General features: G+C 55.4%; 23 protein-coding genes and 2 tRNA genes. 17 read left to right on the top strand and 8 right to left on the bottom strand.

The window, feature by feature from the left end:
• Positions 1–39: 39 nt before the first annotated feature.
• On the bottom strand, positions 40–750 hold the full coding sequence (locus FPB55_RS09190; protein ID WP_009682122.1) for a histidine phosphatase family protein: 711 nt from the start codon (positions 748–750) through the stop codon (positions 40–42).
• Between the two features lie 433 nt (positions 751–1,183).
• Between FPB55_RS09190 and FPB55_RS09195 the strand changes: the two genes are divergently transcribed.
• The 8 genes from FPB55_RS09195 (at position 1,184) to FPB55_RS09230 (ending at position 9,596) form a co-directional block, all read left to right on the top strand.
• On the top strand, positions 1,184–2,458 hold the full coding sequence (locus FPB55_RS09195) for a tyrosine-type recombinase/integrase (RefSeq protein WP_060517180.1): 1,275 nt from the start codon (positions 1,184–1,186) through the stop codon (positions 2,456–2,458).
• Positions 2,459–2,539: 81 nt separating this feature from the next.
• Positions 2,540–2,950, top strand: a complete 411-nt coding sequence (locus FPB55_RS09200; protein ID WP_060517182.1) for a hypothetical protein — start codon at positions 2,540–2,542, stop codon at positions 2,948–2,950.
• A gap of 341 nt (positions 2,951–3,291) precedes the next feature.
• Positions 3,292–3,969, top strand: a complete 678-nt coding sequence (locus FPB55_RS09205; RefSeq protein WP_060517184.1) for an HNH endonuclease — start codon at positions 3,292–3,294, stop codon at positions 3,967–3,969.
• A 661-nt stretch (positions 3,970–4,630) separates the two neighbouring features.
• Positions 4,631–5,029: a hypothetical protein gene (locus FPB55_RS09210; protein WP_144188025.1), complete on the top strand. Its 399-nt coding sequence runs from the start codon at positions 4,631–4,633 to the stop codon at positions 5,027–5,029.
• A 46-nt stretch (positions 5,030–5,075) separates the two neighbouring features.
• Positions 5,076–6,368 carry an Ig-like domain-containing protein gene (locus tag FPB55_RS09215; RefSeq protein ID WP_060517190.1) on the top strand — a complete coding sequence of 431 codons (1,293 nt, stop codon included), beginning with the start codon at positions 5,076–5,078 and terminating at the stop codon, positions 6,366–6,368.
• Positions 6,369–7,437: 1,069 nt separating this feature from the next.
• Complete coding sequence (gene sohB / locus FPB55_RS09220; RefSeq protein ID WP_009682123.1) at positions 7,438–8,463, top strand: protease SohB; 1,026 nt, start codon at positions 7,438–7,440, stop codon at positions 8,461–8,463.
• 153 nt (positions 8,464–8,616) lie between these two features.
• A tRNA-Cys gene (locus FPB55_RS09225) sits at positions 8,617–8,690 on the top strand.
• 405 nt (positions 8,691–9,095) lie between these two features.
• On the top strand, positions 9,096–9,596 hold the full coding sequence (locus FPB55_RS09230) for a GNAT family N-acetyltransferase (RefSeq protein WP_144188027.1): 501 nt from the start codon (positions 9,096–9,098) through the stop codon (positions 9,594–9,596).
• Positions 9,597–9,632: 36 nt separating this feature from the next.
• Here FPB55_RS09230 and FPB55_RS09235 read toward each other — a convergent pair whose 3' ends face one another.
• Positions 9,633–10,352 carry an SOS response-associated peptidase family protein gene (locus tag FPB55_RS09235; protein WP_009682125.1) on the bottom strand — a complete coding sequence of 240 codons (720 nt, stop codon included), beginning with the start codon at positions 10,350–10,352 and terminating at the stop codon, positions 9,633–9,635.
• Between the two features lie 102 nt (positions 10,353–10,454).
• On the opposite strand from FPB55_RS09235, the gene FPB55_RS09240 reads away from it, so the two are divergent.
• On the top strand, positions 10,455–10,883 hold the full coding sequence (locus tag FPB55_RS09240; RefSeq protein ID WP_009682126.1) for a S24 family peptidase: 429 nt from the start codon (positions 10,455–10,457) through the stop codon (positions 10,881–10,883).
• Positions 10,873–12,147: a Y-family DNA polymerase gene (locus tag FPB55_RS09245; protein WP_110676986.1), complete on the top strand. Its 1,275-nt coding sequence runs from the start codon at positions 10,873–10,875 to the stop codon at positions 12,145–12,147. The genes FPB55_RS09240 and FPB55_RS09245 overlap by 11 nt, the downstream gene beginning before the upstream one ends.
• 60 nt (positions 12,148–12,207) lie before the next feature.
• Here FPB55_RS09245 and FPB55_RS09250 read toward each other — a convergent pair whose 3' ends face one another.
• The 3 genes from FPB55_RS09250 to adhP all read right to left on the bottom strand — a co-directional run bounded on the left by FPB55_RS09250 (position 12,208) and on the right by adhP (position 14,414).
• On the bottom strand, positions 12,208–12,549 hold the full coding sequence (locus FPB55_RS09250) for a hypothetical protein (protein WP_009681233.1): 342 nt from the start codon (positions 12,547–12,549) through the stop codon (positions 12,208–12,210).
• Between the two features lie 107 nt (positions 12,550–12,656).
• The gene (locus FPB55_RS09255) at positions 12,657–12,893 is read right to left on the bottom strand and encodes a hypothetical protein (protein WP_033690011.1); all 237 of its coding nucleotides are present in this window, start codon (positions 12,891–12,893) and stop codon (positions 12,657–12,659) included.
• 510 nt (positions 12,894–13,403) lie between these two features.
• Positions 13,404–14,414: an alcohol dehydrogenase AdhP gene (gene adhP, locus FPB55_RS09260; RefSeq protein WP_115293841.1), complete on the bottom strand. Its 1,011-nt coding sequence runs from the start codon at positions 14,412–14,414 to the stop codon at positions 13,404–13,406.
• 401 nt (positions 14,415–14,815) lie between these two features.
• Here adhP and FPB55_RS09265 point away from each other — a divergent pair, with 401 nt between their 5' ends.
• Complete coding sequence (locus tag FPB55_RS09265; RefSeq protein ID WP_029886325.1) at positions 14,816–15,019, top strand: hypothetical protein; 204 nt, start codon at positions 14,816–14,818, stop codon at positions 15,017–15,019.
• 1 nt (position 15,020) lies between these two features.
• Here the strand turns inward: FPB55_RS09265 and FPB55_RS09270 are convergent, their stop codons facing one another.
• Both FPB55_RS09270 and FPB55_RS09275 read right to left on the bottom strand, forming a co-directional pair.
• Positions 15,021–15,434, bottom strand: coding sequence for a DoxX family protein (locus FPB55_RS09270; RefSeq protein WP_009681230.1), 414 nt, complete (start codon positions 15,432–15,434; stop codon positions 15,021–15,023).
• Between the two features lie 499 nt (positions 15,435–15,933).
• Positions 15,934–16,018, bottom strand: a tRNA-Leu gene (locus FPB55_RS09275).
• Positions 16,019–16,091: 73 nt separating this feature from the next.
• On the opposite strand from FPB55_RS09275, the gene FPB55_RS26535 reads away from it, so the two are divergent.
• The 5 genes from FPB55_RS26535 to FPB55_RS09295 all read left to right on the top strand — a co-directional run bounded on the left by FPB55_RS26535 (position 16,092) and on the right by FPB55_RS09295 (position 21,658).
• Positions 16,092–16,358: a hypothetical protein gene (locus FPB55_RS26535; RefSeq protein WP_009681229.1), complete on the top strand. Its 267-nt coding sequence runs from the start codon at positions 16,092–16,094 to the stop codon at positions 16,356–16,358.
• Between the two features lie 35 nt (positions 16,359–16,393).
• Positions 16,394–17,449 (top strand): recombinase, encoded by a 1,056-nt coding sequence (locus tag FPB55_RS09280; protein ID WP_009681228.1) that lies wholly within the window; start codon positions 16,394–16,396, stop codon positions 17,447–17,449.
• A gap of 532 nt (positions 17,450–17,981) precedes the next feature.
• Positions 17,982–18,707, top strand: a complete 726-nt coding sequence (locus FPB55_RS09285; RefSeq protein ID WP_054881500.1) for a LuxR C-terminal-related transcriptional regulator — start codon at positions 17,982–17,984, stop codon at positions 18,705–18,707.
• Between the two features lie 97 nt (positions 18,708–18,804).
• Positions 18,805–20,316: an indoleacetamide hydrolase gene (iaaH, locus tag FPB55_RS09290; RefSeq protein WP_144188029.1), complete on the top strand. Its 1,512-nt coding sequence runs from the start codon at positions 18,805–18,807 to the stop codon at positions 20,314–20,316.
• A gap of 40 nt (positions 20,317–20,356) precedes the next feature.
• Positions 20,357–21,658, top strand: a complete 1,302-nt coding sequence (locus FPB55_RS09295; protein ID WP_144188031.1) for a carbohydrate porin — start codon at positions 20,357–20,359, stop codon at positions 21,656–21,658.
• Between the two features lie 47 nt (positions 21,659–21,705).
• Here FPB55_RS09295 and FPB55_RS09300 read toward each other — a convergent pair whose 3' ends face one another.
• Positions 21,706–22,614 (bottom strand): LysR family transcriptional regulator, encoded by a 909-nt coding sequence (locus FPB55_RS09300; RefSeq protein WP_009681223.1) that lies wholly within the window; start codon positions 22,612–22,614, stop codon positions 21,706–21,708.
• Between the two features lie 111 nt (positions 22,615–22,725).
• On the opposite strand from FPB55_RS09300, the gene mdlC reads away from it, so the two are divergent.
• Positions 22,726–24,315: a benzoylformate decarboxylase gene (gene mdlC / locus FPB55_RS09305; protein ID WP_033690010.1), complete on the top strand. Its 1,590-nt coding sequence runs from the start codon at positions 22,726–22,728 to the stop codon at positions 24,313–24,315.
• Positions 24,316–24,342: the final 27 nt, after the last annotated feature.

The raw sequence follows: 24,342 nt of genomic DNA on the forward strand, positions 1-24,342 counted from the left end.
GTGATTTACACGTCCCCGCAGGGACATAACTAGCCGGATCTATCGGTAAGTGACAAGCTCCGGCGCCCTCAACAGCTGCACATGGGCCTGGCTGTTGAAGGAAGCCAACGCCACGTCGCGGCCGCGAAACTTCAGCTGGCTGAGCGACGTGTTGATGATCTGCCAGTTCAGCGCGAACGCCTGGCTGGGGGTGATACGGGTCACCAGGTGGAGCAGGGCAGCAATGGTGCCCCCCGAGGTGAAGATAGCGATGTTGTCGCCGCTGCCGGCTGCATCCAGCACGCGTTGCAGGCCGGCGTGCACACGGCCGGTGAAGGCCTGCCAGGTTTCCAGGTCATCGTCGCCGTGCTCGCCATCGTGCCAGCGCTGCACCATCAGTGCGAACAGGCGCTGGAACTCGCTGCGGTGCTCGGCACCGTTGCGCAGCACCTGCAGCGCATCGGGCTCTGCCGGCAGCAGCCCAGGCAGCATGGCCCGGATAACACCGTCGGCATCGAACTCGTTGAATGCCACGTCGGTCTCTACAGCGGGTACCGGGCAACCCGTGGCGTGCAAGGCCTGCAGCGCCAGGCGCGCGGTGTCCTGCTGGCGGCGCAGGTCCCCAGCTACGCAGCGGTCCAGCCGCACGCCGAGTCGGGCCAGGTGTTCGCCCAGCGCCAGGCTCTGACGTTCGCCCACTGGCGAAAGTACGTCGTAGTCAGCGGCACCGAAAGAGGCTTGGCCGTGTCGGATCAGGTAAAGGTTGCCCACGGAAGGTTCCGGCCTGTAGGAGGTTGCTGCGAGGTTAGGACGCGGCACAGAGGCTGTCAACGAAAAACATACAAGCGTTTGAAAAGGTTGTTTGAAAGATGTTGCCAGCGTTTGCGTACGCTGGCAGCACGCCAGATGCACCGGTATGCTTGCAACAGTTACGCGCCGTGATGGCGCTGGTATTTAAGGAGTCAACGTGGAGTTTCTTGCCAACTGTCCTTGATCTCGGGTAAAGCCAAGCAACACGGGGCTTCCACCCAAAATGACCATCCACACCGTTGAATCCAGCGTCACAAATCGTCCCAACGTGTCACAAATCGCAGTGCCCTACGTCTACCGTAGAGCCTCGGGTCGATATCACCTCCGAGTCCGCCTCAAGGGCTGCCACACTTCCTGTACGATCTCGCTCAAGACCGCTAATCGACCCGCTGCCATGACTACTGCCAAGCACCTCCTACAGACCCTCAAGGCGTTCCACCTCGACAACCCTGAGGCATCGTGGGAGGAACTACGGGACAACCTTCGGGACATCGCTGAGGAAGCCTTAGGCAATCCTCAAGGGGACGCCTACGGACTGGTCTTGTCGGAGGTCTCTGAGAACCTCGCTGAGATCGCTCATACTACGCCGATGGGGTTAGCCCAGGCGAAGGCTGTCTTGATGGCTCAGCGGGTTCTGAGGGCTGCTGAGGGGCGCCACTCAGGGGATCTCCGTGAGCTGGTGGGGCTACTTGAGGGAGACCTTAAGACTTCTATAGGAAAGGACTATCAGTTCGATCCTGTCGATAGGCATGAGCCTGTCCCCGTCCCTATCTGTATTACTGATGACACCAAGGCCACCTTCCAGTCTCTCTATGACGCCTTCAAGGCTGAGCGGGGCGGGGACCTGTCGGCCAACACCTTGAAGAACTGGGAGAGCTGCACCAAGACCATCGCAGGGCATCTCAAGGACGCCGATATGGCGAAGCACTCAAGGGCCACCTTCGTGGGCCTTCGTGACGCTCTGTTAGCTGATGGACGTAAGCCATCCTCTGTTAACAAGATCATGACCCATGCTTCCTCTGTCGTTGGCTGGGCAGTGGCTACGGGTCTCATTGAGCGTGACTACTCCAAGAAGCTGCTCATTGCCAAAGGTTCCGAGAGCGACCGCATAGCCTTCATCAAGGACCACCTGAAGGCTCTCCGTGACTGGGCTGTGAGCAGCCTCGGGGAGGACTGGAAGGCATCTGTTATTGCTCTTGGGGTCGCCACTGGGGCCCGCATTGGGGAGATTCACCAGCTCACGGGCAGTGACATCTATAAGGCTAATGGCCATTGGGTTATGGACATCAATGACAAGGACGGGAAGACCCTGAAGAACTCTTTCAGTCGTCGCACAGTGCCGTTGCTTGGCATCCCCGAGGATCACCTTGAGAGGCTCTCGCAGACCCAAGGGCGGTTGTTCTCCCAGTCTAAAAGTGGCTTCGATCAGCTCACCAATCAGATCATCCGTGACTTATTGGGGACCAATACCGGGGAAGGGTTGTCGTTCCACTCGCTGAGGCACTCGATGGCGTCCGATCTGAAGGCCGCTGGCGTGTCTGTGGGCATAGCTCAGGCCATCTTGGGGCATAGCTCGGGGACTCTTGCGTTCGATCTCTACGGCGGCAATGCGGCGGCCTCAATGGCGCTCATGACGGATGCCTTGAGGCTGGCGCGAGGATGTTCATAGATTCGGCGAGTAACCGAGGTCTTCCTCTCGCCAGAGTGATGTCTTAATGATACTGTTCTGTGGTTTTTAAGGAGATTGCAGATGCGTAATGGAACAATCGGATTGGTGAGTGCTATCTCTCTTTTCCTCAGTTTTTCGGCTGCTGCTGGGACCAATTGGATTAGTCTTGGATCAACCAATGATGGTCTTAAATGGGAAGGAAAGCCCGGCTCATTTGAGTTTACTACGACTAAAAATAAAGCTGCCGTTGCGCTCATAGCAGGGCGAGTGGTTAACTCAAAGACTTCTGACATACAATTGTATAAGTGGTATGTGTCGGTTGCGGATTGCAATAATAATATGGGAAAGCTTGTAAGTTTGAGTGTTGGTGGTGAGTACGAGTTTGATAGCGATTTCATGTTTGGGAGTGGGAACGTCTCTTCCAGTATTGCTGAGTTTATTTGCGCCGTGGCTGACGATAGTATTAAAAAGGCAAGCGGTAAAAGTCTGTAAGCTGGAGTCCTTGCGGGCCGCCCTGAGCATGACCTGCTGCTCGTGGCGACTCAGGTGGCCCGAGCGGCTGTGGCTGGCTTGAAGAACTCAAGCAACGCCATTTTTAACTTCCATCCGCAAGACCGGCTTCATCTCTACCGCGTTCCTACGTGAAATCTAATCGACTCGTTGAGTCCTGGCCTTGCTTCGGGAGCGCACGAGCGTGCCCGTAGAAAACTTCAAGATGCCCTGTAGGTCCCGTATTTGTTGGTCGAGCTGACTGTGACCATAGCCGTAGGATTTAAAACCCTCACTATTGCCACTACACCCAGTCACCAATCCACCAACACGGGAGACCACCAATGACGACACCAACCAAGATTCGCCTTCAAGGCACCAACGTGATGGCCTGCGTGCTACCACCGATAGAAGTCCTTGAGGCACGCTACAAGCTATCCAACGACCACGAAGGGATCGTAGCTCGTGACTTTAAACTCATTCCCGGCAAGACCCGCAGAGGGACCGTAGAGGGTGCCCCTGTGGGCTCCTACACCAATGGCTCACTACGACAGCAGGTAGAAGTCACTTGGATGGACGGCGAGACCAAGCACAAGATCCGTGTCCAGAAGGCCCGCATCGTTTATCGAATGGCTCACGGCTCGTTTGATGAGTCGCTTGTGATTGACCATATCGACGGTAATCCGAACAACAATCATCCAAACAATCTGCGACCGCTGACCTATCACGAGAATATGGGCAATCGTGTGGTGGGTCTTCAGGGTCGCAAGATGCCAAAGAAAGATACTGACCTTCCCGTTGGCGTGACCAGAGACAAGCATCACACCAAAGGCGAGCGATTCATTGGGAAGACGACCATCCGGGGAGTTACCCATCGGGCCTTCTTTGAGAACGCACGGGCTGCCCAACACTGGCTCGCTACCATCAGGGAAAGTCACCTTGGCGATGCTGCCCGAAAGGATACCCACGGGGTAATCATTGGAGCACCTCAGTGGAAGGTCATGAAGGCAAAGCAGGGTTAATAGCCCTACACCTATAGACACCCTCACTATTGCTAAGAGCAATCCCCAGACCCCTGTGAGATATACCTAAAGATCCCTCTTTAAGATCACCTTTGAGTCCATTGTCAATAGTTGTTATTCATTAATGACTATTGCCTTGGCTTCCCAATACAGGAGGCACTATGCGATTCCACTTTGTACTCGATGGTCTCTGTCATGAGTAGGCCAATTCGTTACTGTCTATCGAGTCAGCCATGACTGGCCGATCAGCAACCGCTGTGTTCAACCTAAAGACCCTTGATGTTTTCATCAATCGAACCCCAGAGAAAGCCAAGGCGTTTGTCTCGGACAGGCTGGGAGCTTTCCACATGGAGGCCTTTGAGGATCTACTGACTGCTACCAGTCTCGACCTGATCGACTTCTACCATGTAGTCAAAGGCGTCCCTGTGGTCCTCACAGCTCGCCACAAGTAACACAGCGACCGTCGCCACGGTTGTCCTTTCAGATGCCCTCTCAGGCTTGCCATGTCCTGTGATCCCGCATCAGCAATAACTACCCAAACCCCAGAACCTTTTGATCGACCTTGGAAGATGCCCATGAGGCTCCCTCCTTGGCCGTCTGGTCGTGCGCGTCTATGGCGCCAAGGTCGAATCAAAGGGTCGCCTATAGGAGATCCAAACCCATGAACATCACCATCACCAAAGTCCTGAAGAACGAAGTAACTGTGTCGGGCCAGACCCTCAGCCGTGAGTACGTCGAGAACGTAATGCTGCCCTTGCTGATGGCCCAATGTGGCCGGAACAACGGCGCTAAGTTCGGAGTGATCAAGGCTTTCGACGAAGCCGGTCTGTCCCTCAAGGCCATCCAAGAGGACGCTCTGACTTACTTCGAGACCAAGCGGGAAAACAAAGCCGAACATGAGAAGCGCCTACAAGAAGTGCGTGAAGCTGCTGAGCGTTGCCGCGAAGACACCCCCCGTGAGATTGCCGAAGCGAAGGCCCAGCGCGAAGCCCGAGCCGCTGCCATCAAGGAGCACGGTATGCGTATGCGCGCTGCCTCCCGTGGCAACGCTGGCTGGTAATCCACGCACACACCTTCATTCAATCTAATTCAGGAGACCAATTCCCATGAAACCTAATCAATACGTCAAGCCGTCCACCTACACCACTGCCGTTTTCAACGACACTCCGGGCCATGAGGCTGGGTCGATCCGCTTCAACGCTGGTGACATCCGAAGCGAGACCGAAGCGGCCACCGATCCGTCTGTCTATGTGCAGGCCCTCGTGGAGGCCGCTGAGGACTATTTGAACGGTGATGAGTGGCGAGAGGCTGCCATGGAGGCAACCCCTTGTGAGTTCCGTCCGGCTGGCTCTGAGGCCACTGGTCAACAAATCATCGCCATGGCTGACCGTACCGTCACCTTCGACCCTCGCAAGAACTGGGATAACCAAACCATCAGCAAAGGCGAAGTCCTGGCCGGGTCTGTGATCTTCACGGAGCGAACCGATACCGCTCTGGTCATCAGCCATCGTGCAACCATCCTCGATCACCACATTCAGGCCGGTTGGACTGTAGGGTCCTTGGCTCAGACCGCTGACAAGATGCTTCGTGACATCGAGCTTAGTGCCGCTGGGAGCATCGCTAAGATCCTCTCGGACGCTCCAAGTACCGAAATGTTCTCTGAGGCCAAGCCAACCGGCAAGCCCGTAGAGATCGCTGAGGATCTTATCGACCTCTTGACGACCCACATCAACCAGACCGTAGGCACCTCGTTGTCTGACTTCGTGGTCCTGTTGCCTGTGAGCCTCGTGGCCGTTCTTGAGCGTGCTGCCCAGCGTGCTGGCGTGGGTGACATTGAGGACCTCATTGGCGCCTCTGTGCAGCTTTATAGCGGTGCTGACTATGGCCTGTTCTTGCTGCCCAAGTACTTCACCTCGCTGAGCTACCGTGAGAACCGTGAGGGTGACATCTGGAAGATCCAAGCGACCCGCAACGCAAATGCTCAAGGTTGGGATTTTGAGATCGGCACCGTGGTGGACATCGTGGCTAACGGCAAGGTCAAGGTGAAGCTGACCGCCGATGGTCTCCAGACCGAGATGGTGGACTTTCCGATGATCACTCGCATCAGCTTCGATAATTCACCCGTGAAGGTGAGAGTCGTGTTCTTCAAGGACGCCTCTAAGAACCTCGCTGTAGGTGATTCGTACACCAACGTCCTGACCGTTGCCCCAAGCAATGCCGCCAACAAGGATGTCGTATGGACCATCTCTGATGACTCCGATGATGCTGGTGAGCCTGTGGCCTCTGTGTCTGCTACCGGGACCGTTAAGGCTCTCAAGGCAGGCAAGGCAATCATTACTGTGACAACCGTTGACGGTGGTTTCTCAGACTCCTATGTGTTGAACGTTACGGCTGCCTAAGAGCAACTGAAAGAAGCCCCGTAAGACCGGACCTAAAGAGGGACCGGCAGGGGCACGGCTTACGGATGCAGAAATTGCATTCGTTCCATCTCCCCGAAATTTCGTGAAGATACTCCGTAAAGAGGACGGTCCAGATTTGGGCTGTCCTATTCGCCCGTCGCTGGGCAAGCGCCAGCTTGATACTGGCATCACCCAATCAATCGTAGAGTCTTCCTGTTTGTTCCTTCATGCCACCGTCCAGAACCTTTGTCGGGTCTCTGCGCTGGACAGTTGAAGCTACCCAAAGGCAAACAACCGGGTAAGTGGGTAGACACCAATAAGGCCAAGGCGCCCCACAAGAACACCCAGAAGGGACTACGTGCTGCCGTAAAGAAGGGCAACCTGACCCCGCAGAGAGCCGCTGAGCTGGGCTTGAAGACCATCTAATAAAATTCTTTATTGCAATGCTTTGGGGGGCTAAGATCTGGGATCTGCTTCTTGAGCAACGCAGGGCCGCCAATGAGTTGCACACTGTGTTACACCTTCAAAAATAAGCGTGTCGTGACCAAGATAGCGGTTCAGTCTCTGACCCCTCATGCAGCATTGTGCTTTGCGTTGCTTCAATCTGGAGCATGCAGTGAATCGCCAGATGAAGGATGGCCAAAGGATTATGAGGGCCTGCTTGAAGTAGCTAAACAGCATGGCCTCACTGACATTCGGTTCCACAGATCCCTTTCTTAATCACCCGGAGAACCTCATGGACACGCTACACGCTGCCTACTGGGTCTGCGTGGCTGTTCATGTGGCCTTCTGGCTATACGCTCGCTTCAAGGGCCCCTGATGAAAATCTGATAGAAAAATCTGAGAGACCACCTCATTGCTTCTACTCACCGAGGTTCCCCCGTGTGGCCCTCATGGGCTCGCTCTGGGGCGATAAGGCCCCTCGTGCGCAGGCGAAAAGGCCCCAGAAGGGTGCCCAAAAGGTCCGCCGCTGAGCCTGCCTCAAATGCTTCGGAATGTCACAAGACCGTACCAAAGTGTCACAAGCCATGGTAGCGTAGCCCTTTAATTCCGGGCATTGAGGACAACTGTGGAGTTTCTTGCCGAATACGCAAGCTTTCTCGCCAAAACCGCCACCCTGGTCATCGCCATTCTGGTGGTTTTATCGGCCATCGCCGGGCTGCGTGGCAAAGGGCGGCGCAAATCGGGTGGGCAGTTGCAGGTCACCCGTCTGAACGAGTTCTACAAGGACCTGCGCGAGCGCCTGGAATCCGGTTTGCTCGACAAGGCCCAGCTAAAGGCGCTGCGCAAGCAGCAGGCCAAGGCGGAGAAACAACAGAAGAAGGGCAAAGGCAAGGCTGACGAGCAGGGCCGCGTGTTCGTCCTGGACTTCGATGGCGACATCAAGGCCTCGGCCACTGAAAGCCTGCGCAATGAAATCACTGCCCTGCTGACCCTCGCTACCGCACGCGATGAAGTGGTACTGCGCCTGGAAAGCGGCGGTGGTCTGGTGCACAGCTACGGCCTGGCCGCCTCCCAGCTGGCGCGCATTCGCCAGGCAGGCATCCCGCTGACCGTGTGCATCGACAAGGTGGCTGCCAGCGGTGGTTATATGATGGCCTGTATCGGCGACAAGATCGTCAGTGCGCCATTCGCCGTACTGGGTTCGATCGGCGTGGTGGCGCAACTGCCCAACGTCAATCGCTTGCTGAAGAAACACGACATCGATTTCGAGGTGCTGACCGCTGGCGAATACAAGCGCACCTTGACCGTATTCGGCGAAAACACCGAGAAAGGCCGGGAGAAGTTCCAGGAAGACCTCGACATCACCCACCAGTTGTTCAAGGACTTCGTTGCCCGCTATCGCCCGCAATTGCACATTGACGAAGTGGCTACCGGTGAAGTGTGGCTAGGTGTGGCGGCCCTGAACCGCCAGTTGGTGGATACCTTGCAGACCAGCGACGAGTACCTGAGCGAACGTGCCCGCAACGCCAACCTGTTCCACCTGCACTATGCCGAGCGTAAAAGCCTGCAGGAGCGAATCGGCGTGGCAGCCAGTGGCGCGGTGGAGAACACCTTGGTGGGTTTGTGGAGTAAACTCGGCCGCCTGCGCTAACACCTTGAACCCGTTGAAATTTTTTTTCGTCGAGGGGGTTGCAAGGTTAAAAGAATGAAGACATAATGGCGCCCATCGAAACGCAGCGAACTTTGAAAAAGGTTCAGTGTTTCAAGGGGATAGCAAAGCGCAAGCTGCTATGTCCGACTTTGAGGCCGAGTAGCAAAGTGGTTATGCTCCGGATTGCAAATCCGTCTACGCCGGTTCGATTCCGACCTCGGCCTCCACCATTCGAAAGCCCCGCAGATTAACGTCTGCGGGGTTTTTATTTGCGCGTCAAAAAATGCCAAACGTTCCTAAACTAAAGGCAGCCCTACGCCTGATGCCTGTCAGTTAAGCGTTACTGGGGCTGCTTTGCAGCCCTTCGCGGGCACGCCCGCTCCCACACGTTTCAAGCGCTGAACTCAGGAAATGCGCGATCCCCTGTGGGAGCGGGCGTGCCCGCGAAGGGCCGCAAAGCGGCCCCAAATTACGTAACTGACAGGCATTAGCCCTACGCCTGATTGCGTACTGCTGAGCCCCGGCCACGACGCTGTCTTGCGCCCCTTACGAGGCGCACGTGCGGGCTGGCCGAAATCAAGCTGTTGCTGGCATGCTTGTCCGCGCACGAAAGGGAGCAAAGGGTGCCCGTAATGAATCGTTCTTGCACTACCTACTACTTGGAAATGACTTCGGCTTCAGACCTGCAGGCGAAGCCCCAGCGGCATGACCTACAGATTATCGAGTGCGAAGTGCCTCAGGCGCTATTCAACAAATTCCTCTACCAACTCGTAGGCGCGCCCTGGGAATGGGGCGATCTTGATACCTGGCGTGACGCCGATTGGCGGGCACTCGTTGAGCAGGATTGCCATCGAACGTGGGTTGCCTACCACCGAGGTGCAATTGCCGGCTACTACGAGCTTTATCGTCCCGATGGCCGTAACACTGAGATCCGATATTTCGGGCTGGCGCCGCAGTTCATAGGGAGCGGGTTCGGCGGGGCGCTGTTGAGCCACGCCGCCCTATCTGCATGGGAGTGGCCTGGCACAGAGCGGGTATGGGTGCACACGTGCACACTTGACCATCCTGCTGCCCTTCAAAACTATCAAGCACGGGGATTCCGCATTTACAAGCAGGTGGAGGAAGCAGGCTAATGAGCGCCTGCGAAGCGGGAAGCCCGGCTACCCGCTTCAAAACCCCAGGTCCCCCTGACGGTCCCGATCATTGGCAGGTTCTATCAACTCCGCCCCCTCGTTGCGAACATTGCCCACTGCTTTTCCAACCGGAAACCAGCGGAAATCCTGTGCGGGGCGGCAGCCTTTTTCGATGATCGTCGCCGCACGTTGCGCCGATGTGGCGGGGTCCAGCCATTCCCTTGCCAATTGCGGCGTCAGCACCAGAGGCTTTCGGTCGTGGATGTCGATAAGCCCCTGGTCTGCGGCTGCAGTGATGATCACGAAGCCATCGCGCTCATCCGGTGCCACGCCGTGGTGCACCTCTGCCAGCGCCGCAAAGAAAAGCGGGCCGCCGTCGGCACTGGTGATGTAGCAGGGCTGCTTGCGCTTTGGGTCCGCTGGGTCCGCGAGCCACTCAAACCAACCATTGGCAGGCGCCAGGGCTCTGCCGTTCGGCCAAAGCGCCTTGAAGAATTTACCTGTCACTGCCGTCTCGGCTCGAGCATTGATCGGATCCGGGCGCTTGCCTTTGGCCCAGGCAGGCGACCAACCCCACTTGACCCGGTCCACGTACAAACCGTCACCACGCTGGCGAACGAGTTCCACGCGCGTGGACGGCGCAACGTTGTAGCGGTTGATCGGCTCGTGGTCGTAGCCATTGATCACCACCAGGTCCAGCGCGAGCTGGCGCAGGTAGTGATCCATCGACTCGTAGATCGAGTAGCGCCCGCACATAATCCACCTCTCGTCCGTCAGAATTTTCGCCGTGCGTGATTGACCGCATGCCCAATGCCGGATTTACTGTATATGCATACAGTTTGCATTGGACCTTCCGTCATGACCATCACCTATCTCGGTCCGCCGACTGGCGGCACCGAATCCTTCCCGCAGTACTCGTTCCACGTTCCGGCCGGTTTCCCTTCGCCTGCCGCAGACCACCTGGAAGGCCATATTTCCCTGGATGAGCTGTTCGACATCCGCGCACCCCATGTGTATCTGGTGAAAGTTGAAGGCGACAGCATGCAAGGCGCTGGCATCTACTCAGGTGATCTGGTCATCGTAGACCGTGGCCGTGAGGCGGAGCACGGCGACATCGTCATTGCCGCGGTCAACTGCGAGCCGGTGTGCAAGCGCCTGCACCGCCGCGACGGGGTGGTGATCCTCAAGTCTGAAAACCCCGCTTACCCGGCGCGGTACATCATGGAAGGGGATGACTTCGTGGTATGGGGCGTTGTGCGTTACAGCGTTCGTGACCATGCGCAGTGACCCGGTTTTCGCGCTCATCGACTGCAATGCGTTCTACGCGAGCTGCGAGCGTGTGTTCAGGCCCGACCTGGCCAAGACCCCGATCGTGGTGCTGAGCAACAATGACGGCTGCGTGATTGCCAGGTCATACGACGCAAAACCCTTCGTGAAGATGGGCGAACCGTATTTCCAGGCCAAGGACAAATTACGCCGCCACGGCATCAAGGCTTTCAGTAGCAATTACGCGCTGTATGGCGACATGAGCGAGCGCGTCATGTCGCTGATCGAGTCGATGGTGCCTGCCGCCGAGGTCTACAGTATCGATGAGTGCTTCGCTGACCTGTCCGGAATTCAGGGCGACCTGACCCTGTTTGGGCGAAATGTGCGTTCAAGAGTCTTTCAATGCACGGGCATCCCGGTTGGCGTTGGCATCGCCGGTACGAAGACGCTCGCCAAGCTGGCCAACCATACGGCCAAGCGCATACAGGCCCAGACGGGCGGGGTTGTGGACATTACCGATGCGTTCAAGCGCGACTGGGTGCTCCGCAATACCAAGGTGAAGGAGGTGTGGGGTGTTGGCCGGCGCATGGCCGCCCACTTCGAGGCAATGGGCATCCATACGGCGATGGACCTGGCCAGGGCCGATGCCTGGACGCTGCGACGCAAGTTCAGCGTGGTCGTGGAGAAAACGGCCCGGGAGCTGGCCGGTACGCCCTGCCTTGAGCTGGATGAGGTCGAGCCGCCGAAGCAGGAAATATGCTGCAGCCGCATGTTCGGCAGGCGGCTTGCTGACCTGGCGCCGATCAAGCAGGCAGTGGCCACCTACGTTGGCCGTGCGGCGGAAAAATTGCGTGCCCAGGGTTCGCTGTGCAAGCGCATGCGCGTCAGCATCCGCACCGGCATGTTCAACCCGCAGGAGCCACACCACGCCCAGGGAGCATTGGTGGAGCTGCCCTATCCGACCTGCGACACACTGCTCATGACCGGGCTGGCTACGGCAGCGGTCGAGCAAATCTTCCGCCCCGGGTTTCGCTACAGCAAGGCCGAGGTGCTGTTGATGGACCTTCGACAACCGGGCGAATTTTCAGAAGATCTTTTTGCCCTGAAGCAGTCGGTGGCGTGCGACCGATTGATGGCGGTCATGGACGACATCAATGGGCGCTGGGGGAGGGGTACAGTGCGCACTGCCAGTGTGCCCGCGGTGCCGGATTGGGGCATGAAGAGGGAGATGATGAGCCAATCCTACACGACGCGAATTGACCAGTTGTGGAAGGTAAAATGCTGAGTCGCGCCTCGGCTAGAGTTCTCCGCAGGCTAAAAGCCTGCGGAGGGTACGTCGGTTAGCTCAAAACCCTGTTTGACCGTTGTTGTACAGGATGGTGTAAGAGTCATCGGTTCTTGGCTCTATCATGATGGGCATGCCGAACAGCTCGCCTCGGCATTGGCATTCACTGATCTTGCAGCGAGGCACATCACCTCGCCTGAACACCCTCCATAAGGCCTCATCGTGTATCAGGATGCGTTTGACCAAGTTTCCTGGCGCCTCGCTGACCTGCGCAACGTAGTGGTCAAGATCACAACCGAAATACGGTATGGTAACTTCTTGTACAAAGCCGATATTCACACCATGCTTCTCGAGATCCTGCCTGATACGCTCGATCACCTCTTCTGCTTCACTTTTTATCATGATGGGTATCTCACGTTGCGTGTGTTCATCAAGAACTTTAGCTCACGCGGCGGTGATGCCCTGGTCACTCTGTCGGATTTTTGTGCGCAGCAGCGAGTAACGCAGCGCTAGCCTTCCGGCAGGCTCGTTCCACAGATGAATTCCTTCGACCCCAGCCGGTGTGACCCATGCTCGACCACATAGCCCGCGCCGCGCCGCCGCGCCTCTGCCTGTGCTGTTTGCTGGTCGGCATAGACATCGACAAAATGCCAGGGGTAGCGGTCTCTTAGTACACCCCATCCAAGCACCCAGCCTGGACGGCTGGGGTCTTGGGGAAGAATTCTGGCCAGGCTGCGAATGGTCATTGCTGTCTCCTGCAAGTACAAGCCGTACAGACCATTAAAACCCTCACGTCGAACAGTGCGAGATTTTTCTTTGAACCTGGTATGCCGGTGATCGGTCAGCTTCACTGAAGGGAGTGGTCTGTATCAGGGTATTTCCCAGCGTACTGTTGAAATGTTTCTCAGCTATGGTTGAACGTAAGCGATGTTCACCAACGACGGAGTCAGGAATGGATTATTCCAGCATGGTTGAATCGTTGGACAAGATTCTCAAAGAAGCGGCTGCCGATTGCCCGCATGAGGGTAGGCCGGCCGGCCAAGTGTTTGCCGGTGCTGGCAATCATCAATGTATTCGTAGCCATGCGTGCGCAACGTCGCCACTCGTGGACGGGGTGACCCCTTTGCTACAGGGCATGAACGCGCGGTCGAACTTGAGCGTTGCCCCAATGGGCAGAAATTGACCGGTGGAAGCGAAGCCCGCAACGGATTGTCTGCGGGCTGTGCAGTGGTAATCTTCGGCGCGTAGTCAGCAGGTCAACCTTCGAACTGGATCACCATGCGGCCTTTGATCTTGCCTTCCAGCATCTCGTCGAAGATCTGGTTGATGTCTTCGATCGGCCGGAGTGTCACCTTCGGCACGACTTTGCCTTCTGCGGCAAACTGGAAGGCCTCCTGCAAGTCCTGGCGCGTGCCCACCAGCGAGCCGATTACTTCGATGCCGTCCAGTACCAGGCGGGGGATGTTCAGGTTCATGGCTTCGGAGGGCAGGCCGACCGCAACTAGGCGGCCACCGGCACGCAGGGCGTCTACCGCCGAGTCGAATGCGGCTTTGGCTACTGCCGTAACCACGGCTGCATGGGCACCACCGGTCTTGGCCTGAATGACTTTCGCTGCATCCTCGGTGCGGGGGTTGACCACCATGTCGGCGCCCATCTCGCTGGCGAAGCGCAGTTGCTCGTCGTTGACGTCGATGGCAATCACTTTGGCGTTGAACACATTCTTCGCATATTGCAGGGCCAGATTGCCCAAGCCACCGAGGCCATAGACGGCGATCCACTGGCCGGGGCGAATGTTGGAGCTTTTCACGGCCTTGTAGGTGGTGACGCCGGCGCAGGTGACGCTGCTGGCCGCTGCAGAGTCGAGTCCATCAGGCACCTTGACCGAGTAGTCGGCCTTGACGATACAGGCCTCGGCCATGCCGCCGTCGACGGTGTAGCCGGAATTCTTCACTTCGCGGCACAGTGTTTCGTTGCCACTGGTGCAGTATTCGCAGTGCCCACAGCCCTGGTAAAACCAGGCAACGCTGGCGCGGTCGCCGGGCTTGAGCGAAGTGACACCAGGGCCTACCTCCTGAACCACTCCAATGCCTTCGTGACCCAGCACGACACCGGTCTTGTCACCGAAGTCGCCATTTTTGACATGCAGGTCGGTATGGCATACCCCGCAGCATTGCATCTTCAGCAGCGCTTCGCCGTGTTCCAGTGGGCGCAGGGTTTTCTCGACAACGTCCACGCGACGGCCTGGCGCAACAACAGCAGCTTTCATAGGAGCCTCCGTGTCTATCCGAATGAGCTTGGGTGATGGCCGGATCAGCATAGACCTTGCGCGGGAGGGGAAAACTGCTCCAGATCATGAGGGTGAGCAGCCACAGGCTGTCGAACAAAGAAAAGCCCGCGGCAAATGTGCGGCGGGCTGCAAGAACGTACGGAGCGGGGTCAGTGTGCGCAAGCAGATGTCGGTATTTCGTGAAGCGCAGGTGATCAGCCTGTCATTTGGGGCGGAGTCATTGGCGGGGCGAAAAAAAGCCCGCCATGAAGGCGGGCAAGCAACGTTTGAAGGGAGAGCCTGCAGATTGGGCTGGTGGCATTAACGGTGCATTAATAGCCCCCATTGACCCGGCACCTCGATCGGCCTATACAGGCCTGCCAAACACTTCAGGAGCCAGCATGCGCGACCAAGACGACCTTCACGAGCCGGAGCACGATCATCTGCTCGATCACGAATTCCTCTATGGCGACGACGTGGAACACGAGGCGGACGCCCAGGGCGCCGAAGATGAGCTGGAGGAAGACGAAACGCCGGGTGACTTCGATGACCTTGATGAAGAGCGGCTCGAGCACCCGGCGTGGTTCGATGACTGCGACGACTGACTCAGCGCCCGTCTACGGAGAAGCGCCCAGGGCCGCTCACGGCCAATAGCAGCAGGCCACCCATAATGGCCATGTTCTTCAGGAACTGGGTCATGTTGGCACTGCGTTCGGGGTCGACCATGTTCCAGAAAGGGTGGCCGATCAGCGCGGTGCCCAGCACGAACAGCGCGAACAGCGCTGCCAGTGGCCGGGTATAGAAGCCAACGATCAGCAGGATGGCGACCACGAACTCCATCAGTACCGCAATTGCGGCCGCCAGCATGGGGGCGGGGGCACCCAGGGAGGTCATGTAGGCGACGGTCCCGTCGAAACCGGTCAGTTTGGCCCAGCCTGACAAGACGAACAGGATCATCAACAGCACGCGGGCAAGCAGGATGATGATGTCGCGTTGACCATCGAATAGGGAGTAGCGCATGGCGGCGTTCCAGTGGGCGAATGTATGCTCCACTTTAGCAGCTGCGCAAAACATTGCTGCCAGACGCTAAAAAGGTGCCATGCAGGCGCCTTTTCAGGGGAATTTGGTGCGAGTGGCGGGACTCGAACCCGCAAGGCTCACGCCGACAGATTTTAAGTCATTCTGCCCCTCATTCCGCTTACGAGAGCTGTTGAAAGCTTACGAGAGCTGAACTCGGCTTACTTGAGCTTAAAAGGTTTGAGAATCAAAGCCTTGAAGTGAGTATTGCACCGCTGCCGAGGGCTTGTGAGAGCTGAGCAGGGCTGTTGGGTGCTGAGTTGAGCTGCCGGCGCAGCTACCAAGCCCGCTACCAAGAGCTACTAAGCTATCGAGTCGAATGAATTGATCGTTTTTTAGACAGCTTTAAGGCATGTGAAGGCTCACATAGCTTAGGCACGAGAGATAGATCAGCAGGAATGTGGTGCTGATGGCCGGGTCTTGCGAAGGAAGGGGTGTTTAGTGGTGCCCCGAGCCGGACTCGAACCGGCACACCTTTCGGCGGCGCATTTTAAGTGCGATGTGTCTACCAATTTCACCATCGGGGCGCGATGTGAGCTGGCGATTAGACACGAAAATCTTGCGGAAATCAACGGTTTAGAGCCAGGAAGGAGTGTGGGCGTGGCATTGAAGATCAATTTCACTAAAGATGCGCTTAGAGACCTGGTTTGCCCTGAGGGTAAGTCTGAGATTTATGTGTATGACACTCATACAAAAGGCTTGGCTTTACGCGTCACCAAAGCCGGTGGAAAAACCTTTAAAGATCAGCGGCGCAAGATTGACGTCTTCGACTACAAGTCTACGAAACTACCAGTTATCAGGGAGGTTGCTGAAAAGATCTACGCTAACCTTGATGTGATTTTGGTTGAGGAGCATAAAAGAGCCTGAGGGAAAGCATTACTGTTAATGAAGCCTTTGAATCGATGATTGCTAATAAAACTAAACTTGCTAAAAGCACTATTGGCGATTATACGAAAACCTACGATAACTACATCAGACCTGTGTACGGTGATCTAGCGTTGATCGCTGTGACGAATGACATTGTGCTTGAACTGCATGCTAAAACAACTGCGCCAGTGATGAGGGCTAGTGGGGAAATGAGTCAGCCGCGCAACCGTTCGGCTAATAAAGCGGTTTCGTTATTGGGCTCGGTTTTCTCTTATGTCATCGTTTTTTTTAAGGATGAGGCAGGGGTGCGTATTTATACTTACAATCCGGTGGATATCATGACTGCGCTTGGCAATTGGCATGACAACAAGCGCGACAAGATTCGGGTAAATCCAAACGAGCTTGGAGCTGTTATCTCAAGTGCAATTGAAATTGGTGATGCTCAGCCACGGCGCGAAGTCCCAACCTCATTTAAAACTGCATCAGCAGCTGTTCTCTTTATGCTTTTTTCGGGTGTTCGTCCTGGCGAAATTGAGAAGATCAGGAAAGACTATGTTTGTCATGAAACCAGGTATATTGTATTACCTCTTCGTGACAAAGCTGATGAGTCTGATTCGCTAAAAAACTCCGAGGAATTCCACTTGGTACTCAATGACTCTGCGTATTGTCAATTGCTATATGCGATGAGGCAAACTAGCGGTGATTACGTATTTGCTGGTGTCGATCAACCCAAAATTAGTGAGTCGAATGTCAGGGACTTTTTGACTAAAGTTTCTGAAAGTCTTATCGATAGGAAGCATCTCCCACGGAAAATTCTTCGAGCCATTTTCATTTCTATTGCTGAGCGTGCTGAGGTTGGAGCGTTTTATATTAAAGTCCTCTGCGATCATGACGGGGAGGGGCAGTCCGTGGACGTTACCGATGGCTATAAAACTGCATATCTCTCAGAGATTCGGCGAGCTGCAATTAGGGTCGAAGATGAGATTTATTCCAACGCCCAGGTTGATAAAGGATACGTTTGTCGTGGCTTTCTGCACACCTTGAGACCTCTCGACACTCAAATACTTGACGCAAAGTCAGTATCGCTCTAGCAGCGATTCGACTACCTGTAAGCGAAATCGCAATAGTTGCTTGCGACGTCGCAGTATTGTCTTGTGGTTTCGCACTTGATTACTGTGATTTCGCTTTGTGTTCCTGCGGTTTTGCACTCTGGTACTGCGATTTCGCATTCACACCTTGCGAGGGTTTGGTTATATATTCAACTTTCTCGAATTAATTGTTGAGGCACTAGAAGTGACCGGTCGTTTCGTTGTGCGAAGCAATGTTGTGCAGCAGCATGGAGTTGCCGCCAGCAAGCTGAACTTCCCATTCATGGAGGGGCTGCATCTGGACGTATCCTTGGGTGTGGGGTGCTGCCTATAAGTGGCCGCAATCTAAGGCACAAGCGGCCCAGCAGCAACCTCACTCCAGAATCCGCTTTACCTGCCAGCCGCAATGCAGACCGAGCAGGATGCACGAGTGGGCTTGAATGGTTTGTCCCCAAAAATTCTCGGAAAGGGTCAGCCGCACACAGTCGAGGTACGCTTTTTGCTAAGGAAATGCGTTTCTTGTAGGAGGTCGATCATGAAAAATAATCAAGTGGACATGACCACTGACGAGCTTGACCTCTTCACACAGGTCATCTGGAGGCTCAAAGCCTCTGGTGGTGACCAGGAGGATGTGAGGCGTCAAATCCTGGTGGATGTTACCAAGCTTCTCAAATCCGACTTCGGGGCTTCATACGTTTGCGACGATAGGCGCGCAGTTTCCACGCGTTGTGTATCGCTGAACATCGATTCCCGCAAGCTCATCGAATACGACAGCCACAGGCATGTGAATGACATCGTCACCTGGAAAATGCGGTCATTGAGGACAGCGACCTGTGTAGATGATGTGATCGACCGGAAATCGCTCGAGGCCAGTGAGCATTACGTTGATTTTCTGAAGCCATGCGGTATGCACCACGGGATCAACGTCTTCTTCTTTGATCAAGGGCGCGACATCGGAGACCTGAGGATATGGCGTAGCGCCGACCAGCCATCATTCAACTATCGCGATGTGGCCATGCTGAACGCCCTAACGCCCTATTTCGAACAGTCGTTGTCGTGCGTCTCTCCGCCCCCTGGCGTGGGCCTTACCAGGCGGGAGGTATCGGTGATCGAACACGTCGCAGCAGGTTGCAGCGACAAGGAGATCGCACGTTTGATGGGTATTGGATTTACCACAGTCAGAACGCACCTCAAGAATGCGATGCACAAAACTGGTGCAAGCAATCGTACCGAACTGGCGGTTCGGGGCCGGCCCCACTGAACACATCCTCAATTATGAGGATTTTTGAGTAGTTTTCCGTATGGGTAAATGAGGCACCGGTGCCGGAGGGGTATCGGCCAAACCTCGGAAACCTAACGTGAATAAAAAAACAGCACTGCTGGCTTTGGCCATCACATCCGGAATTTCAAACAGCTACGCTGCGGAAGCTCTGAGCCCTCTCTACACCCTCAGCGCTGAGCAGACCGCTCAGGCAATCTGCAGCAAGCAGGTCACCAGCCAGGAAGTAGTCAAATACTGGTTACAGCGGATTGATGCACGCCCCCAGCTCAACGCGTTCATCGCTGTAGATCACCGACGTGCCTTGGCGGAAGCTAAAAAGGTCGATGCTCGGCTTTCAAGCGGTAGGGAATGCAGGCCACTCGATGGCGTCCCGATTGCCATCAAAGACAACATTCAAGTTGTAGGTTTCGCAAATACTGCTGGCACTCCAGCCTTGCGCCATTTCATGCCTAAGGCGAACGCCCCTATCATCGACAAGCTCGAGGCCGCTGGGGCAATCATCCTCGGCAAAACCAACATGCATGAGTTGGCGTTTGGCGTGACGGGGTACAACCTGGGTTATCACACCAAAGATGTGATCGGCATTCGTAACGCTTTCGACCAATCTCGGATCTCAGGTGGCTCGTCATCTGGCAGCGCAGTTGCTCTTGGAGCGAGAATGGTGCCTATAGCACTGGGTACTGACACAGGTGGGTCAACTCGAGAACCTTGTGCGTTGAATGGCTGCTTAGGTTTCCGCCCCACGGTTGGTCGCTACAGCGGTCAGGGTATCACCCCCATTTCCCCTACCCGTGATACAGCAGGGCCCATGGCGAATACAGTCGGGGATGTGGTGTTACTCGACTCAATTCTAAGCGGGAAAAACCCATTGCCCGCAAAACCAGCAAATGGAATCCGCCTCGGACTACCGGATTTCTTTTGGGCAGATCTGGATAGCGACGTAGGGAAAGCTGCAAGTCAAGCACTTGAAAAACTCCAGGCAGCAGGCGTGCAGGTCGTGCCAGTTCAGATGCCTAAGCTCAAAGAGCTTGCTGCGGCAGTAGCCACTCCCGTAGCGATTGTTGAGGCCAAGAAAGCACTCTCAGCATATCTGAAGGAGCAAAATACTGGTGTCTCGTTCGACCAGTTGGCTTCACAGGTAGCAAGCCCTGACGTCAAGGCCATTTTCAACGACATGGTTGTTCCGGTACTCGTTCCTGGTGCTGATGGAAAGATGGTCGCGGGTCAGCCTATCTATGACCAAGCCATCAAAGAAAGCCTTCCTAGACTGGAAGAACTCTATAAGCGCACTTTCGCAGAGAACAAAATTGACGCACTTCTGTTCCCTGCTGTTCCTGAGGTGGCAATCAAAACTGGCCCAGAAGCCGGAACCCCTGAGAACTTCCTACGCATCATCCGGAACTCCGATCCGAGCAGTAATGTAAAAATGCCCGGCTTGAGCATTCCAATTGGCCTAGGTGAAAAATCCAAGCTTCCCGTAGGAATGGAGATTGACTCCCTACCTGGCCAAGATGACGAGCTTCTCGCCATTAGCCGAACCCTTGAGTCGATTTGGGGCCCTGGCCCGATTCCAAGCATCGCTCACTGAAAAGCAAGTCAATAGCTATTTTTGAGTTCTGGGTAGACGTATGAATAAGTATAAAAGCTTTGCGGGCACCCCTGTGCGTGAATTAAGTTTTAAAGCGGTATTGACCATCACCGCAATCACTGGAGTCTTATTATCCAGCGTTGCGTTGGGAGATGACAGCGCATTCAAACTGCATTATGTCGTCACGAACCAATCTCTTAAAAATCTGGACACGGGGCCACGCCCCCACAGCTTTGCGAATGCGGGGGCGATCTTTGCAGGAGCCGATTTAGACCTCGGCAAGCTACTTGATAACAACCTGGGTACTTTTCACTTCGAGTACACTTTCTTCCCTTGGATGAGGAATGAGGGCGTACCTACTGCCGATAAATGGCAAGGTGCAGTGGGCAGTGCTCTGGCCGGTTCGGTGATGCACAATGACATCGATGCAGGCTATTTGTCGCTCTTTGCGTACAGCCAGAATTTCCTGGATGATCGTTTGCAAATTACAGCTGGTCGGACTAACGCCAAGCGTTACTTCTATGTGTCCAACTGTGGGACTATCGTAGCATGCAACGACCCACTGATTGAGTACACAACCGGCATTCTGCCTTACCCATATGGCAGCTGGGGTGGCTATGCCAAATACACTGTGAATGACAATATGTATGTTCACGGTGGTGTATTCGAATCCAACCCCGAAGACTATCTTAAAAAAACTAAGGGGGTTCACTGGGATCCGGGCAATGCCAGCGGAGCAACCAGCCTCGCCGGGGTGGGCCTTGAGCAGACAATTGCCCAGAACCCCTATCCATACCGCTATGAGCTTAATGCCTTCCACAACAGCGCTGAGCAGATAGATATTTCTGATGGCTCGAAACATCGAGGCAGCAGCGGGGCCATCTTCCGGTTCAGTCAGACCGTGGCTCGTGATGACCTCTCAGATCCCAAGTCGCTTGGCCAGGCCTGGCAGGTGTTCGGGGCATGGTCATACAATGCTGACAACTCGCAGCCGTTCGAGCATTTCCTAGAGGCTGGTGTTACCCGAGTGGGGCCATTCGGTCGACCTCAGGATTCTGTAAGCCTCAAGGCTAGCTACCTGCGCCTGTCCGACAAGCAAGTTGATTTCCAGAATCAGCAGCGCTTCGCTGCAACTGGCCGAGATCAGCATATGTCAAAGGGAGAGTCTCGGGTCGAGCTGAACATGCATTGGCAGGCAACCAAGTACCTGTCATTTGAGCCGAGCGTTCAGTACACCTTCAATCCGAGCAACTTTTACAACCCAAGCGCTGAGGTGAGCGGAAATGGCACGGTGCTCGGCCTTCAAGTCGTCTACGACCTGGGCTCGCAGATTGGACTGTAGATAAATCGATGGTTGCCTACCACTAAAGGTGGGCAACCTCCGTTGAATCACTCGTTTTCGCCAATTGCTGCCTGGACTTGGTTGATAAACCAAGTAAGCGCAGTAGATTGCTCACTGCGTGAGTGCCAATGCAACGTCACTTCAAAGCATGGAACCTCAAACGGTAACTCCATTGTTTTCAACTTGGAAGGCAGCGGCATCTCGCAGAAGCTCTTGGCAATCCTGCTTGGCAGAATGACAAGAAGCTCAGTGCCTGGAATTACTTTCGGCAGGACTGAGAAGTGGGGAAGCTTCAGTTTAATTCTCCGCTTGATACCAAGCCGCTGCAGGACATCCTCTGCCATCCCGTGTCCTGAGGTTCTGGTGACTAACACATGGGGTTCGATCTTGAACTGCTCCATGGATAGGTCAGATCCAATACGAGGGTGAGCACCATCAAGCAGGCAGACGTAACGTTCAGAAAGTAACGTTTTTGATGAGATACCAGCTGCGGTAAGAGTCCGGCTGCAGATTGCGGCGTCAACATGACCCTCACTCAGCCAAGTGCCAACAGACTCAATTTCTAGAGGAACAATTTCCAGCTCTATGTTTGGAGCTGTCACATTGAAGTTATGCATCAAGCCCGGCAGAAAGGCCATTTCTCCCAGGTCAGACAGTGCAAGTTTGAATCGTCTAGTGGAGTGGCTTGGCTCAAAGCGCTTCGCATCTGCCACCACGGTATCAATGCACCTCGAGGCTTCCTTAAAGCCTGGGTACAGCTGAGCAGCCAGCCTGGTGGGTTGCATCCCCTGGCTACTTCGCACGAAAAGAGCATCGTCAAACTGCTCCCGAAGCTTAGCCAGCGAGTAGCTGACGGACGGCTGAGTGACGCAAAGGCGCTCAGCTGAAACGGTCACGCTGCCGGTTTCATATAGCGTAATGAAGGCCGTGATGAGGTTGAAATCGAACTGGGGCATAACAGGCACCAAAATAAAGGCTGTCTATATAGTACACACAAAACATTGATTTGCTCGATTCTTAAGCGCTTTTTACGATAGTCCTGTCACGTACAAACGGGAATTCTCTAAGTGAAAACAATACATTCCGCCTCCTACGCCCTGCTTCGCCGTCATGGCATGACCACCATGTTCGGCAACCCTGGCTCCAACGAATTGCCCTTCCTGAAAGACTTCCCGGAGGACTTCCAGTACATCCTCGGCTTGCACGAGGGCGCAGTGGTGGGTATGGCGGATGGCTATGCGCTGGCGAGCGGCAAGCCTGCTTTCGTAAACCTCCACGCTGCCGCAGGCACCGGAAACGGCATGGGAGCGCTCACCAACTCCGTGTACTCCCACAGCCCTTTGGTGATCACTGCAGGCCAACAGGTTCGTTCGATGATCGGCGTCGAAGCGATGCTGGCAAACGTGGATGCGCCACAACTTCCCAAGCCCCTTGTGAAGTGGAGCTACGAGCCCGCCAACGCCCAGGACGTACCACGTGCGCTGAGCCAGGCCATCCACATCGCCAACACAGAGCCCAAGGCTCCCGTTTACCTTTCGATTCCCTACGATGATTGGGAGCAGGACTCTCCTGCAGGTGTTGAGCATCTGGTAGATCGCGAAGTGCAAGTTGCCGGCCTGCCAGATACCCGGCAATTGGCGGTGCTCGCTCAGCGCCTCGACGCAGCCAAGAACCCGGTTTTGGTTCTGGGCCCGGATGTTGATGCCACGCGTGCGAACCACGCTGCAGTGATGCTGGCGGATAAGCTTCGCCTGCCTGTCTGGGTGGCTCCATCCGCTTCACGTTGCCCGTTCCCGACCCGCCACCCTAGCTTCCGTGGCGTACTGCCAGCTGCTATCGCTGGGATTAGCAAAACGCTTGATGGTCATGACCTGATTTTGGTCGTAGGTGCTCCAGTATTCCGCTACCACCAGTTCGCTCCAGGTGATTACCTGCCGGCAGGTGCCCGCCTGATTCAGATCACCTCCGACCCCCAAGAAGCCGCGCGCGCGCCAATGGGCGATTCTCTAATCGGTAACATCCGGGCCACCCTAAGCGCTGTGGCTGAAGCCGTTCGGCAGCGTGACATCGCTTATCCAGCACAGCGTGAAATCGCCCCTGCCGCCGCAGACGAACCCAATCGCTTGCACCCCGATTCGCTGTTCGAGGTTCTCGACGCAGTTGCCCCGTCAGACGCCATCTATGTGAAGGAATCTACTTCGACGACCACTGCTTTCTGGCAGCGCATGAACCTTCAAAACCCTGGCAGCTATTACTTCCCGGCAGCTGGTGGTTTGGGCTTCGGCTTGCCTGCCGCAGTAGGTGTCCAGTTGGCAGAGCCAAATCGCCGCGTAGTAGCACTGATTGGTGATGGTTCCGCTAATTACGGGATCACCGCTCTTTGGACTGCTGCCCAATACAAAATCCCAGTAGTTTTCGTGATTTTGAAAAATGGAACCTACGGTGCCCTCAGATGGTTTGCCGGCGTATTGGAAGTAGATAACGCACCAGGCCTCGACGTTCCTGGCTTGGACTTCTGTGCGATTGCCAAAGGCTATGGCGTTAAAGCGGTTAATGCGGATACCCGAGAGAAGTTTGAAGCAGCATTGCGTGCAGCCCTGGACTCCACGGAACCAACTGTCATTGAGGTTCCAACTGTAACTATCCAGCCTCACTAAGAAATCTGTCATACATTATAACAACAA

Origin of the sequence: Pseudomonas sp. BJP69 (assembly GCF_007633355.1) — a bacterium.
Classification (GTDB): Bacteria; Pseudomonadota; Gammaproteobacteria; order Pseudomonadales; family Pseudomonadaceae; genus Aquipseudomonas; species Aquipseudomonas juntendi.

Bases quoted from the DNA above. Each gene is read 5' to 3' on its own strand.
- FPB55_RS09300 (WP_009681223.1), bottom strand. From the start codon at position 22,614: ATGCCCCAGTTCGATTTCAACCTCATCACGGCCTTCATTACGCTATAT.
- FPB55_RS09285 (WP_054881500.1), top strand. From the start codon at position 17,982: ATGAAAAATAATCAAGTGGACATGACCACTGACGAGCTTGACCTCTTC.
- FPB55_RS09255 (WP_033690011.1), bottom strand. From the start codon at position 12,893: ATGACCATTCGCAGCCTGGCCAGAATTCTTCCCCAAGACCCCAGCCGT.
- FPB55_RS09265 (WP_029886325.1), top strand. From the start codon at position 14,816: ATGCGCGACCAAGACGACCTTCACGAGCCGGAGCACGATCATCTGCTC.
- FPB55_RS09230 (WP_144188027.1), top strand. From the start codon at position 9,096: ATGAATCGTTCTTGCACTACCTACTACTTGGAAATGACTTCGGCTTCA.
- FPB55_RS09195 (WP_060517180.1), top strand. From the start codon at position 1,184: ATGACTACTGCCAAGCACCTCCTACAGACCCTCAAGGCGTTCCACCTC.
- FPB55_RS09200 (WP_060517182.1), top strand. From the start codon at position 2,540: ATGCGTAATGGAACAATCGGATTGGTGAGTGCTATCTCTCTTTTCCTC.
- FPB55_RS09280 (WP_009681228.1), top strand. From the start codon at position 16,394: ATGATTGCTAATAAAACTAAACTTGCTAAAAGCACTATTGGCGATTAT.
- FPB55_RS09215 (WP_060517190.1), top strand. From the start codon at position 5,076: ATGAAACCTAATCAATACGTCAAGCCGTCCACCTACACCACTGCCGTT.
- FPB55_RS09245 (WP_110676986.1), top strand. From the start codon at position 10,873: ATGCGCAGTGACCCGGTTTTCGCGCTCATCGACTGCAATGCGTTCTAC.
- FPB55_RS09295 (WP_144188031.1), top strand. From the start codon at position 20,357: ATGAATAAGTATAAAAGCTTTGCGGGCACCCCTGTGCGTGAATTAAGT.
- FPB55_RS09205 (WP_060517184.1), top strand. From the start codon at position 3,292: ATGACGACACCAACCAAGATTCGCCTTCAAGGCACCAACGTGATGGCC.
- adhP (WP_115293841.1), bottom strand. From the start codon at position 14,414: ATGAAAGCTGCTGTTGTTGCGCCAGGCCGTCGCGTGGACGTTGTCGAG.
- FPB55_RS09210 (WP_144188025.1), top strand. From the start codon at position 4,631: ATGAACATCACCATCACCAAAGTCCTGAAGAACGAAGTAACTGTGTCG.
- FPB55_RS09235 (WP_009682125.1), bottom strand. From the start codon at position 10,352: ATGTGCGGGCGCTACTCGATCTACGAGTCGATGGATCACTACCTGCGC.
- FPB55_RS09250 (WP_009681233.1), bottom strand. From the start codon at position 12,549: ATGATAAAAAGTGAAGCAGAAGAGGTGATCGAGCGTATCAGGCAGGAT.
- FPB55_RS09240 (WP_009682126.1), top strand. From the start codon at position 10,455: ATGACCATCACCTATCTCGGTCCGCCGACTGGCGGCACCGAATCCTTC.
- FPB55_RS09270 (WP_009681230.1), bottom strand. From the start codon at position 15,434: ATGCGCTACTCCCTATTCGATGGTCAACGCGACATCATCATCCTGCTT.